This is a genomic window from Devosia rhizoryzae, assembly GCF_016698665.1.
Lineage (GTDB): Bacteria > Pseudomonadota > Alphaproteobacteria > Rhizobiales > Devosiaceae > Devosia > Devosia rhizoryzae.
This window is the reverse complement of the sequence record NZ_CP068046.1, coordinates 3,047,714-3,060,572: the sequence shown is the minus strand read 5'-3', so window position 1 is coordinate 3,060,572 and position 12,859 is coordinate 3,047,714. Positions and strand designations below refer to the sequence as shown.

5 protein-coding genes are annotated in these 12,859 nt (G+C 61.2%); 4 read left to right on the top strand and 1 reads right to left on the bottom strand.

Going from position 1 to position 12,859, the window contains the following annotated elements; genetic code table 11:
- The 4 genes from JI748_RS14900 (at position 1) to JI748_RS14885 (ending at position 6,134) form a co-directional block, all read left to right on the top strand.
- On the top strand, positions 1–3,405 hold the full coding sequence (locus JI748_RS14900) for an ATP-dependent helicase (protein WP_201632402.1): 3,405 nt from the start codon (positions 1–3) through the stop codon (positions 3,403–3,405).
- Between the two features lie 86 nt (positions 3,406–3,491).
- Positions 3,492–4,358 (top strand): multiubiquitin domain-containing protein, encoded by an 867-nt coding sequence (locus JI748_RS14895; protein ID WP_201632399.1) that lies wholly within the window; start codon positions 3,492–3,494, stop codon positions 4,356–4,358.
- Position 4,359: 1 nt separating this feature from the next.
- Positions 4,360–5,754, top strand: a complete 1,395-nt coding sequence (locus tag JI748_RS14890) for a ThiF family adenylyltransferase (protein WP_201632397.1) — start codon at positions 4,360–4,362, stop codon at positions 5,752–5,754.
- 2 nt (positions 5,755–5,756) lie between these two features.
- Positions 5,757–6,134, top strand: coding sequence for a DUF6527 family protein (locus JI748_RS14885; RefSeq protein ID WP_201632394.1), 378 nt, complete (start codon positions 5,757–5,759; stop codon positions 6,132–6,134).
- Positions 6,135–6,599: 465 nt separating this feature from the next.
- Here the strand turns inward: JI748_RS14885 and JI748_RS14880 are convergent, their stop codons facing one another.
- A complete protein-coding gene (locus JI748_RS14880) occupies positions 6,600–12,599 on the bottom strand; it encodes a DUF4011 domain-containing protein (protein ID WP_201632391.1) in 6,000 nt (1,999 codons plus the stop codon).
- Between the last annotated feature and the right edge of the window lie 260 nt (positions 12,600–12,859).

Sequence of the window (12,859 nt, the reverse complement as noted above, 5' to 3'; positions counted from 1 at the left end):
ATGGACGCCGTCGAGGTCGCAAGGCGGCGGGGAGCCGAGATCAATGCCGAACTGATCGCCGGCGGGGCCGACATCCGCATGCCGTACCAGCTGGCGCTGGCCGCGGCAGCCAGGGCGGGCGTGGAGGTGCAACGGGTCGACAAGGGCAGCGCCATGCTGAACGGTGCCCGCGCCATCTACGATCCCGACATGCCGCTCATCGCCCACGAGACGACAGGGTCCGAGTTCGACGATGCGTTCCTGGTCGCGCACGAGGTGGGTCATGTGGAGCTCGGCGACCGCACGCAAAGGTACGAGACGACGGATGTCGATGCCTCCAGACCCGCGGAGATGCCGCCGGTAGGGGCGGAGCGTGTCGAGGACTACAGCCGGCGCCAGAGGCGTGAGGTCCAGATGGACCTGTTCGCCCGCGAACTGCTCCTTCCTCGTGCGACTGCGAAAGCCCTCCATATCGATGGCGGGATGACGTCGGTCGATCTGGCTACGCATATCGGCGCGCCGCGTGCGGTTGTAGTCCAACAACTGCTCGATGCCCTGCTTCTGCCCGTGGTGGAGGCGGAAAGGCAAAAAGAGAATATCGAACGCCCGTTGAACGACCAGCAGAGGGCCGCGGCCGAGCACTTGGGCAATGCCTATCTTCTCGAAGCAGGTCCCGGCACCGGGAAGACCCAGACGCTCGTCGGCCGGGTGGCGTTCCTCCTTTCCAAGGGCGTCGACCCCCGCGGGATCCTGGTGCTGACCTTCTCGAACAGGGCGGCCGGCGAACTGTTCGAGCGCATCGCCGAAGTCGACCCGGAGGCCGCTGCCGCCATGTGGATCGGCACCTTCCATTCCTTCGGACTCGACCTGGTGCGCCGGTTCCACGATCTGCTCGGGCTGCCGGACGATCCCAAGATGATCGATCGTGCCGACGCGATCGGTCTCCTGGAGGCCGAAGCGCCTCGCCTCGAGCTGAAGCACTATAAGAACCTTTGGGACCCCACCGACAATCTCGACAGGATTCTGGCGGCCATATCGCGCGCTAAGGACGAGCTCGCAACGCCGCAGGACTACGCCATCCTCGCAGATGCCATGCTCGCCGCCGCTGGGGGCGACGACGACCTGCGCATCGCGGCCGAGAAGCAGATCGAGGTGGCTGGGGTCTATCGCCGGTACGAGGAGATGAAGGGCGCGTCGCAGCGTCTGGACTTCGGCGACCTAGTTACATTGCCGGTCAAGCTCCTGACCGAGCACGAGGACGTCCGCAGCGCCCTTTCCGAGGACTATGCGCACATCCTTGTCGACGAGTACCAGGACGTCAACCGGAGCAGCGTGGCGCTGCTTAAGCTGCTTCGTCCTACTGGTCAGCACCTATGGGCGGTCGGAGACGCGAAGCAGTCGATCTATCGTTTCCGCGGCGCGTCGTCTGTCAACCTGGGGAATTTCGCCGTCGATTTCGCGGGAGCGGAAGGCGGACGACTGATCGTCAACTACCGCTCGGGCGAGGAGATCGTCGAGACCTTCTCCCGCTTTGCCGCTACGATGAACGTCGCGAAGGGCAAGGACTCCGGCCTCGTTGCGCAGCGGGGTCGCCTCGGCCACCCGCCCGAGCACTGCCAGGTCGACTACGCCGCCGACGAGATCGAAGCGGTGGCAGAGGCCATCGAAGCGTTCCGGAAGGACGGCATCGACTACCGGGATCAGGCCATCCTCTGCACTGGCAACGACAAACTGGCCAAGATCGGCGCCGCCCTCGAGACCTTGGGCATTCCGGTGCTGCATTTGGGCAGCATCTTCGAACGATCCGAGGTGAAGGACCTGCTTTCGCTGCTGTCGATCCTGGTGGACAAGCGGGCAATGGGCATCGTCAGGGCGGCCGCTATGCCTCAGTTCCAAATGAGCATCGGCGACGTGTCGCTGGTCGTCCAGAGCCTGGCCGCCGGCTCCACGACCGACCAGATTTGGAATCCGTCGCCGGAGCAGCTTCCCGACCTGACGGCACCGGGTCGCGCAGCGCTCGGCGCGCTGGGCGTGGCGCTGCACGGCTTCGATGAGAAGTCCTATCCCTCGGAGGTGCTCGCGACCCTCCTGCTCGACCGCACCCGCATTGCCGCCGATCTGGCTTCGCAGACCACGATCTCGTCGCGGGCGAAGAGCATCGCGATCTGGCAGTTGATGAACTTCGTGCGCAATCCGGCCCCCGGATCGGGTGCACCAATCTCTAGTCTTCTCGATCGCATCCGTCGACTGGTCAGGCTCGCCGACGATCGCGACCTTCGGCAATTGCCAACTGCCGCCCAGAAGCTCGACGCCGTTCGGCTGATGACCATCCACGGCTCCAAGGGCCTGGAATTCCGCGCGGTGCACTTCCCCGGTGCCAACAACACCACCATTCCGAGCACGCCGAACCGGTTTCAAGGTGTCGAGACCCCGAACGGCCTGGTGCGCGACCTGTCCGGCACCGGCAAGGAGCTTCGGGTCAAAGCGCATGTCGACGAGCAGGAGTGTCTGTTCTACGTTGCCATGTCCCGGGCGAAGGATCGGCTGGCGATCTACACGCCCACTATGAAAAAGGGTGGGACGAAGTGGGGCCATTCCGAATTCCTCGACCGCATCGTGCCGCCGATGCGGCGCCACCGCGTGGACCCGGCGATCGAGCTCGTCCAGGCCGACGACTCGCTGGTCGACATCGTGTTCGATGGTAGCGTGTCCTTCGCCGCCACGCGATTGGCGACGCACGCCAGCTGCCCACGGCGCTTCTACTACTCCCATCTGCTCGGCGTCGGGGGGAAGCGGACCGAGACCACGTTCATGAAGATGCACGATGCCGTTCAGGCCGTGGTGGACTGGGTCGTCGCCATGGAGCCGCACGAGGTCTCGTCGGAGGAGGTCGCCCAGCGGCTCTCCGGGGCGCTGGAGGCAACAGGCGTCAGCGCCAGCGGCTATGCAGCCGAGTATCGCGGCATCGCGCAGTCGCTGGTCGACCGGCTCATCGCCAGCCGTGCGGGCATGACGAAGCTGGAGGACCCCGGCCTCAGGCATGCCGCGGCCGCTGCTAGCATCGACATCCGGGTCGACGAATTGCTTCGGACGCCAGAGGGCGGCATCCTGGTCCGCCGGGTGAAGACGGGTCAAACCGTCAAGTCGGCATTGAGCGACCTGTCGACGATCTCGATGTTCCTCGCGGCGAAGGATGCCTTCCCCACCTCGACCATCCAGATCGTGCACCTGGCCGAGGACGAGCCTGTCACCATCGAGATCGAACCCAAGAAATGGGCTGCACGGCGCCAGGAGGTCGATGACGTGCTGTCGACCATCGTCGCCGGCGACCTGCCGCTGGATCGAACGGGGCGCCCATGCCCGAAATGCCCATCGTTTTTCATTTGCGGCACGCTGCCCGAAGGCACGCTCGTTAAAAAAGTTTGAAGATCGCTTACCGGTTCGGCGAACCGGCTCAGATCAACTCCCTGTAGGGCACGCAATTGAGCGACATGCCCACGGAGAGAACGATTATGACTTCTGAACTTAATGCGGCCGAGGCCGCCAATACCGCGTACCGCATCCGCACTACCACCGATGGCGTGACCTTCAAGGATGCTTCCGTCCCCGATCCTATCCCTCTCGGCCGCCAGATCCTTATGGCAGCGGGTGTTCGCGACATCGAGAACAACATCCTCTACGCGATCCTGCCTAACGGCGAGTTCGAGGACGTTCGCCTCGACGAGACCTACGACCTGCGCGCCAAGGGAACCGAGGTATTCGCCTACTTCGAGAGCGACCGTGCCTTTAACTTCACCATCGAGCAGCGCCAGATGTCTTGGGGCCGCAACCTGATCAGCGGCAAGGCGGTCCGGAACCTCGCCGGCGTGGACGAGCGCTACACCATCTACCTCGAAGTGCGCGGTGGCCATGACCGCCCCATCGGCGACACCGATCTGGTAGATCTGTCCGGCAAGGGCATCGAGAGGTTCATCACGGTGATCCGCGAGACCACGGAGGGTCTTGGTGCCCTTCCGTCCGCCGACCGCCAGTTCATTGAGGACCATGGCCTGACTTGCGAAATGATCGCCGACGCGGGCTCGACCGGCGTCGTGATCAAGAACTTCCCGCTGCCTCCCGGCAAGTTCGATCGCGACGTGGTGGACGTGATGATCCAGCTGCCGGCGGGCTATCCCGATGCCAGCGTCGACATGTTCTTCACCATGCCGTGGATCAAGCTCAAGGCCACCGGTCGTTACGCGAACTGCGCCGACCAGCCGCACCTGTTCGGTGGCCAGAATTGGCAGCGCTGGTCGCGCCACGCCGAATGGCGGGCCGGCATCGACGGCATCCGCACCATGGTGGCCCGTGCTGAACTCGCTTTCGCGAAGGCGGCCTAGGATGGTGGCCCTCGACATCACCGTCCTCGAGCAGCACATGGACCTCCTGCGTCCCTTGCTTCCGGCGCGCGATGCGCCGGAAGCCGCCGCCTACATGCTGCTGGGCGCCTCCGACATCGCCACCGACCCTTGGACCGGGCAGCCTCGGCTGCGCCTGATCTCTCACCGGGTCGTAGGCATCCCTGCCGCCGACAGGATCAGCGCGTCGCCGGTCCACGTCACCTGGAGCACCACAGGGTTCATGCGCCTGCTCGGTGATGCCACGATCGCCGGAAAAGTGCCTGCGATCGTGCACACCCATCCCGGCAGCCATGCCTTCTTCTCGGAGCAGGACGATCGCAACGAGCGCGAGCTCGCCCGAACCGCGAGCCTCAAGGGCGTTCGTGGCCTGGTTAGCATTGTCTTGGGTGGCGACGGATCGATCTGCGCCCGTATGTGGACCGATGCCAACGGCTACACTTTGGCCGATGCGGTGCAGATCGTTGGTGGCCGTTTCCTCCGCCACGCCTCCAACGGCGATGACTTCGATGCGCCGCACCTTGACCGGCAGCGACGGCTGTTCGGCGACCGGTTCAACGAGACCTTGCGCTCGTTGCGGGTTTGCGTCGTCGGCTGCGGCGGCACGGGCAGCCCGGTCGCCCTGCTGCTTGCCCGGTTGGGCGTGGGCCGCATCTCCCTTATCGACAACGACACTCTTGCCGAGAGCAACCTCAACCGGGTCCACGGATCGCGCAGGCATGACGTCGGCATGCTCAAAGTCGACATCCTCAAGCGCGAGATCGAAGCCATGGGCGTCGACTGCCATGTGGTCACCAGCCAGGCGTGGGTGAAGTCGGAGGAGGTCCGGGACACCCTGAAATCGGCCGACTTCGTGTTCGGATGCACCGACGACAATTCCGGCCGCATCTTCGTCAATCGATTGGCATACTTCTACGGCATCCCGCTGATCGACGTCGGCCTCCGGATGGTCGCCGCCAGCGAAACGCACGGCAACGACCTAAATGGACGCGTCACCACCGTCTTGCCCGGCCGTCCCTGCCTGATCTGCTCGGGCGTGGTCAATGCTGCACGGGCCAACGAAGAGGACCTCGAACGGAGCCGGCCGGACGAGTTCCAGAAGCGCAAGGCGGAAGCCTATGTGATGGGCGGCGGCGACCCGGCACCAGCGGTGGTCACCTTCACGACGGAGATGGCGACGACGGCGGTCAACGAAATGATAGCGGCGCTGACGGGCTTCCACGGCAACGACGGCATGGTCCCCAACCGGGTCCGCCGCTGGCATGCACGGGATGAACGGTTTACCGCCCATGGCTCCCGGGAGGGCTGCCCAGTCTGCAACGCAGATGGTTCTCGCGGCGCCGGCGACGTCGTCCCGTTCCTCGATGCGGTGAGCTAACGATGAGGAAGATCGTGGCAAGACTGCTCAGGGCCCTGGGCGTGATGAAATTCGATTTCCTGGCCGAGACGGCGTCGACCTTTCCGTCCGACGCTGGCCTCGCCCAAGGCAGACTCGTTGTCGTGCGCGATGGCGACGTTGAGAAATGGGCCTGCCTCACCTGCCCGGGCGGATGCGGTCGCACCATCAACCTGTCGCTGAACCCCTTACGACGTCCCAAATGGACCGTCGCCATCGACTTCTGGCGCAGGCCCACGCTGCTGCCCTCCGTCCATCAATTGAACGAATGCGGTTGCCACTTTTGGATCAAGGGTGGTTGCATCGATTGGTGCCAAGGCGGACGGCCAAAGGACAATAGCGCGATGCACGGGCGTCATTGATCGGCAAGCAGCCAGAGTCTGAAGGAGTTGGGGGCCGATTTAGCGTCATAGACAAATCATGTTCGGCTTCAGTCGCCGTCATTCTCGGTCGAAAGCACCACTCTGCCGATATGAGAGAGCTTGGCAGCTATACTCTCAATGGTCATTGAGCCGGAGGCCGGTGGTGCGCTGCTTCCCAACCTCGTGGATGCAGCCGGCCTACCGACGGTCGCGAGTTTTCCGGTCGGCATGGAAAAGAGGCCCAAGAGGAAATAGGTCAACCTCGGGTCCACTTGGCGCTCGAGACCGTGCGATGCCCATCTCGGTTAAGCATCTCAGCAACCTGCCGAGGCTTTGGGATGACCCTTGCTGAAAAACATTGTTCCCAGCCACTGCAATCGCTGGGAACAATGTTTGGAACGGAGATCATCAAGCGGGCTTCTGCCTGCCCCGTGGATCAGTGTAGACCAAGTCAGAACAGCTTCATCATTGCCGCATCTGTTTGGCTTCCTTGAGCAGAGATTCCAACTCCACTCGTGTGGTCTGCTTCAGTCGGGAGAGCCCTATGTGAGAGGCCATGTGTCCAGCAAGGTCTCCCCTGCCATTGCTTATCACAGCCATTGCCAAGCCCAGCTTCTCGGCTTGGGGGACGAAATCCCAATCTCTTAGCTGGTCGCCAACCTTGGCGCCTCTGAACGGCACCAGCTCCACTGGCGACTGACCGGCAGGCCAAAAGGTCGTCTCGCCATTGCTGTCGCGAGAGGTCTTCCGGTCTTTCGACACGGATGCCCAGACCTGCTGCTTGATCTGGGGACCCGTTCGTTGAAAGCCATGTGCTCGCGCAATGATCTCGCTGAGGTGCCTGAACGTGATCGGACCGAGCCGGTCGATCAAATCCAAGGCGTAGGGCTTGAGCACGCGGCGATAGCTGGCTTCATAAAATGTAGATGCATCCAACCTATGCGCCGCCTGCTCAGCCTGCTGCATAGCTGGTGCCGAGCCGGCCGCCACAGGGCTCGAGACAAGCATGTCGGGGCTCTTGGTGGACTCCATCGACGAAGCGCTCGTGCCCTTTCGTATGGCGCCAACCTTGGCCAAGCGAATGCTGCCTCCAACGAGGACCTCTATCTCGTCATCCTTTTCGGCGCCCAGTAGAGCCATGCCCAGAGGTTCGCTGATATGGACGATGCCCAGTTCCGGGGCATTCCTGGATTTGCTCAAAGTGACTTCGCGGTCAGTGCGATCGCCTTGCAGATAAATGACCTGCACCGTGTCGCCGACTTCCACGGCGTTGGGAGGTGGGGTGGTCTTTGCCGGCCGTTGAGCCGGTGCAGGCGCGGCCGGAACGATCTCCGAAACTTCGATGTCGTTTCGCGCAACAGCGAGAGACGGGGCCTGCGCCTGGAACAGATCCTGGAGCCGAGAGGCTTCACTCGCAGATTTCTTCTTGAGCTCTTCCAGTCTCGCTTCGACCGCCTGTCTCAGCCTTCCTGCTTCCTTGGAGGGATCATTGAACCAGTCGGTGGACCAGATGCGGTGCAGTTTCCAACCGAGCCCATTTAGGACCTGCTCGCGCAGACGGTCGCGGTCGCGGGCCGATTTCGAGGAATGATAGGCAGCACCATCGCATTCGACGCCCATGATGAAACCATGCGGCCAGGACGGATGCTTGATCCCGATGTCGATCCTGAAGCCAGCAACGCCTACCTGTGGCACCGGCACGAAGCCCATCGAATGCAGCTGCTTGATGACGAATACCTCGAACTCGGAGTCTGGCTCCATGTTCTTGTTCTCGCCGGCATGAAGGATGCCAGTTGCAGAATATTCGAGCCAACGCTTGAGCATGAAAGCACCGGGATTGGCACTCTCTTCTGCGCGGATGTCCGCCGCGGTCATCGATGAGAAGGTCACGATCTGCTGCTTGGCTCGCGAGAACAGAACGTTGAGACGGCGGCGGCCGGCCAAGCCTGAAATCGGCCCAAATCGCTGCATGACCGGTCCACCAGCCTTTTCAGCGCCGTAAACAGTGCCGATGAAGATCACGTCGCGCTCGTCGCCCTGCACGTTCTCGAGGTTCTTGATGAAGAAGCGTTCAAGACCATCGTTCTTCTCCTCCCATGCTTCGACATAGGCAGTTGCGGTCTCGTCCTTCTCCAGGCGATGGGCCCATTCTTCGAGCAGCAGGTCGCGCTGCTTCTGATTCAACGTGACCAGACCAAGGGATCTATCGGGATATTGCCGCATGAAGCGCAGGGTGGCCTCGATCATCGCCTTGGCTTCATCGGGATTGACCCCTGACTTGTAGTTCCCGTTGACCGAGACCAGCGAGACACCGAGGTCGTCGCGGCCTTCTGCCGGTGATGGGAAGACGATCAGGTCGTTGTCATAGATGTGCTGGTTAGAGAACTGGATCAGTGCCGAATGCTTTGACCGGTAGTGCCACCGCAAGCGACGGGCAGGACGGAAGACGCCGTTGGCCATCTCCAGGATCGATTCATCGAGGACGGTTTCGTCTTCATCCAGGTCCTCATCCTCGATCATCTTACGGAAGAAGCTTGTTGGCGGTAACTGGTTGGTATCGCCCACCACCATTGCCTGCTTCGATCGCGACAATGCACCTACGGCATCTTCAGGCGGCATCTGCGACGCCTCATCGATTATGCATAGGTCGAAAACAGCATCGCGTGGCAGATATTGAGCCACGGCTAGAGGCGACATCATCCAGCAGGGTTTCAGTTCCAGCAGTGCGCGACCAGCTCGTCGGGTCAGATCCCTGACAGGCAGGAATTTCTGCTTCTTCGACATCTCGTTCTGAAGCAGCGCCATTTCCGTCAGATCTGATTTTCGACCAACGTAGTTCCCAGCCGGCGGTTTCGCAGATCGAGCAATGTTGGCCCGAAGCTGCCGACGGGTCAGCTTGATGATCTCGGTGTCCAAGCGCGCCAGAGTGGCCCGGAGCTCGTCGAGCTTCTTGCCAGGATATTTCGCAAGCCTTGACCCATGGACATCGTAGACCCGCATGGCCATGGCTCGATAGATCACCGCCTCCAGCAGAGCTGGCAGTTCGGTCATGGGTATGCCGTTCTCGTCGAGTTCATCCAGGACCCAGCCAAGCCCGAGCTTGTCCATTTCGTCGCAAGCCACGCCGAACCGGGAATGCACATAGATGCCGGCTTCGTCCTGAGCGGCTTCGCCGAGATAGAGCGCAACCTCCTTTGTCCCAAGCTTCGAGACGTCTTCTGCAAGGGTCCGACCCGCCTTGGTCACAAGCAGTGACAAGGCGGCATTGGCCTTGAGCTCGAGGTCAATCGCTGACTTGGCGGCATCCCGTGCAGCTGCGACTCGACGCTGACGTACGGCAGCAACGGCGCCGTCTCGACCAATCGTTGCTCGATCCAGAGCATCGATCATCGACAACTCGGCGGTAAACACCTCGCGGGTCGTGCGATGACCTTTGAAGCGCTGCCCAAGCAGCTTCGACATGTCCTCCCGTGCGTCCAGGCGCTGAAGGTGGTCGGAGGACTGCCGAGCCTCCTCGAGAAGCGCCGGCAGCGCGGCAGGTGAAATGCTGCTAGGGGACTTCAGGATGCCCACCAGGCTTTGCAACTCTGTGATGACGCGGTCCAGGCGGTCGATCTGCTGGCGCTGGTTTGCCACCTCCTGATCGAGCTGGCCGAATGTCACTGACCGGTCATCGAGACTGACTTCGGGTATCGTTGCGATCAGATCCAGGTCGCCAGTCTTGAGGAGCGCCCTGATCTCTCTGAAGGCCGGGCCCGGGAAAGCTGTGTCCACGGCCTTGTAGAAATTGCCCAGCAGCTCGAACGCGAAGAAATCGGTGTCGATACCACGGAACTGCAAGCCGAAGACGTTTCGAGCTTGGATGTCATCGCTGAATGCTCTGACGTCATCCTTCCATTTCGCCAAAGCCAGGAGCGATCTCGCCGCTTCGTCCTTATCGAAGTCAGGCCTTTGACTCAGGCCGAGATAGGCGCGTTTGGCATTGCGGAAGGGAGCAGTTACCCAAGCCAATGCCCCTGCCTTTGAAAGGACGTTGGCGTGAGTGCGCAGTTCGGCTGCATCCAGGGTTGTGGAGGTGTTCAACTGCTTGGCGAGGGTCTCCCGCTCTGTCTGCAGGTCACGGCCGTGACGGCAAAGCTGTTCCAGAAGGCCTGCTCCGACCGGCCCCGCCGTCAACTCGCTCCTCAAGGCAAGAGCGCCAGCATCAGTCGCTCTGACCATCACGCCCGCGCGGGAAATGACATCGATTGGCAGCGAACTAGCCGGCGACCAATAGCGCACGAACTCGGCAAGCTTGCCGTGCGCCTCCAACAGGCCCGAGAGCACCTTCCTCAGCCGCGAAACTTCTTCACCAAGCTCTTCGACGTTCAGAGAAGCTATATCATTTGCGCTGCTGAAGGCCGCCAATTTGCCCAGGGCGTCTATCGTGCTGGGCAAGTCGGGTTCGTGTACCGCTTGCTCAAGGCCCTCTCGATAGCCGCGGGCCGCCTTACATTCTGCGAGGAATTCCTGCAGATGGGCTGTTCGTTGATGGTCAAGAACCGCACAAACGAACTCAGGATCAGCCCGATCGGAAATCGATGTCAGTTCCTCAAGCATGACGTGAACCGACGCCAAGGGTTCTCCAGTTAGATCAGCCTCGAAGCCAAGTTCGACTAGCGATTGCTGGCTGGACGCGAAATCAGAGAAGAGCCTTGAAGCGTCCTCTGCCATGCGCACAAGGTCCATCGCCACGAAGCGGTCTGCCGGAATGCATTCGAGCCCGGCCCAATAATCGCCGACCTCTCCAGTCTCATGCCAAGCTGCGGCAAGCGATTTCGCCTTATCCAGAGCCGACTCGATCTGGACGACATGCATGCCCTCAACGTTCGGAAACGTTGGAGTCTGCAATTTCCTCGGCGCGCTCTGCAGGACTTCATTGGTGGCGATGCCCTTGCCGAGGATGTCGTAGACCTTGAGGCCCGTCTTCCCGAACTGCGATGAGATCGCCTCGATGTATTCGCCGATCTCCCTCCGCACCTCTCTGAATTTGTCCAGACGACTGTCGTAGTCACGAGGTCCGGTGGTGTCGTAGAGCTCGATGCGCGCGCGAACGGACTCCACGACTTGTTCACGAGAAGAGCGCTCCGCCTGAAGCGGAAGCAGAAATTCTCCCAAACCAATGGCTTCGAGGCGAGATTTCACGACTTCCAGGGCGGCCATCTTCTCGGCCACGAACAGGACCTTTTTTCCCTGCGCCAACGCGTTCGCAATGGTGTTGACGATGGTTTGCGATTTGCCTGTTCCTGGAGGGCCCTCGACAGCGAGATTCTTGCCGTCGGCAACATCGACGATCGTGCTGAACTGCGAAGAGTCGGCGTCGAGAACAAGGTAAGGCGCCTTTGCCTCGATCGCCGGGTCATCCACGTTGTGCTCGTCGGCGAAAGGCGTATCGCCACCCGGTCCCGAACCACCGAACAGGCTTGCCACCACCTCGTTGTCGGAGAAGCTGCGACGCTGCGTGTCCAGGTCGACATACATCGCCATTCGAGCCGACGGGAAAATGCCGACGACCATCTGCCGGCGCACTCGCCAGAACATCGTCGATGGCGCGGCTGCTGCAACCTCCTGGAAGTACTCTTCGATGGAGCCGCCAGTGTATTTCGGCAGTTCAACACTGAATTCGCGCCTAAGCTTCTCACCCAAAACGAAGTTGGTTTCGGTCTCGTCGCCCTCCGACCGAAGCCAGTACTCAGCGCCTTCCTTGGTCTTTTTCTTCTCCAATTTCACCGGAAGAAGTGCCAGCGGAGCGAACGAAGACTCCGACCCATTTGGCTCACGCCATTCTAGGAAGCCAAAGGCCACGTGCAGGACGTTTATGCCTGTTTCCTGCTCCCAGGAGCGGAATTTCTCGATCAGACCATTCAGCTTCCGCTCGAGGTCTTCGGGTAGCAGAAGCGTCTGCAACTCGGGAGTGGAGTAGCCATCTTCCGGTGCATTGTCCGGCTCAGGCAAGTCCCAGCCTGGCTTGACCCCATTGATGAGCGCGTGTTCTTGCAGCGAGAGTTCGGTCTTCTTCTGCCTGGGCGGCATATTGAGCAACGCCCTGACCCGGTCTTTGAGATCGCGCTCGATCTTCAGAACGACATCCGCGCTGTCCTCGGCATTCGGATCCACAGCATCGAGCGCTTGCAGATAATCCTCATCGTAAAGACGTGCGCTCGAGAGCGCGTCTTGAAACCGTGGCACCTGCTCGTCTAGGGGGTCATCCTCTAGTGGCGGCAAGGCAGCGAAGCGAACAGAGACCTGATTGGTAAGGCTGTATCGAATAATCTCGGGCAGTGTATCGACTGCCCTCACCAACGTGCTGGTGCGCGGCGTAAGCTTTGTCGAGATCAGCGGATTACGACGTCCAAGGTCTAACAGTTTCGGACGTAGGTTCTCGATCCTCGTCTGGACCAGCTCCCCAAGATCAATTCCGCTCACTCGTATAATCCCTGCCCTGCCGACCCGTGAGTCAGAGTCGGTTCTCCATCTATTCGGGCGTGAGCTGATGCATCTCAAGAAGCAGTATTTCTCTCACCCTCCAATATCTTACAGCGAATATAGCCAAAAGCTATTCCCGACGAGCTATTACGAGCACGTAAACCCCTGGCATGTTGTCCTAAACAGAAAAGACCCGGCCACCGAAATGGCCGGGCAAGTGGCCCTCTAGGGGCTGTGCAACAAACAAAGAAAGATGCGGT

Excerpts from the sequence above, each read along its gene's own strand:
- JI748_RS14900 (WP_201632402.1), top strand. The coding sequence starts at position 1 with ATGGACGCCGTCGAGGTCGCAAGGCGGCGGGGAGCCGAGATCAATGCC.
- JI748_RS14895 (WP_201632399.1), top strand. The coding sequence starts at position 3,492 with ATGACTTCTGAACTTAATGCGGCCGAGGCCGCCAATACCGCGTACCGC.
- JI748_RS14890 (WP_201632397.1), top strand. The coding sequence starts at position 4,360 with ATGGTGGCCCTCGACATCACCGTCCTCGAGCAGCACATGGACCTCCTG.
- JI748_RS14885 (WP_201632394.1), top strand. The coding sequence starts at position 5,757 with ATGAGGAAGATCGTGGCAAGACTGCTCAGGGCCCTGGGCGTGATGAAA.